The sequence below is a fragment of the Vibrio sp. T20 genome (assembly GCF_007858795.1).
In the GTDB taxonomy this organism is placed as follows: Bacteria; Pseudomonadota; Gammaproteobacteria; order Enterobacterales; family Vibrionaceae; genus Vibrio; species Vibrio satsumensis.
Map to the genome: position 1 here is coordinate 1 of NZ_VFEB01000070.1, position 372 is coordinate 372.

Below are 372 nucleotides of genomic sequence, written 5' to 3' on the forward strand. Positions count from 1 at the left end.
GCTACTGCCACAAGCGGTTCTTGATACCCCTAAGCTGGGTTGTATCAACATACATGGTTCTATCCTACCTCGTTGGCGTGGTGCGGCTCCAATCCAACGCTCTATTTGGGCGGGCGATGCAGAAACTGGCGTGACCATCATGCAGATGGACATCGGTCTCGACACTGGTGATATGCTGAAGATTGCAACTCTGCCAATCGAAGCGACAGATACCAGTGCTTCAATGTACGAAAAATTGGCTGAGCTTGGTCCAGAAGCCCTGATTGACTGCCTAGCAGACATTGCTGCGGGTAAAGCAGTGCCAGTGAAGCAAGACGATGAGCTCGCGAACTATGCGAAAAAGCTCAGCAAAGAAGAAGCACGCATCAACTG

General features: G+C 51.1%; 1 protein-coding gene. It reads left to right on the forward strand.

Annotated elements, in window-relative coordinates:
* Nucleotides 1-372, forward strand: a 372-nt coding sequence (locus tag FTW16_RS05820) for a methionyl-tRNA formyltransferase (RefSeq protein WP_261383416.1), incomplete at both ends; no start/stop codon positions are given.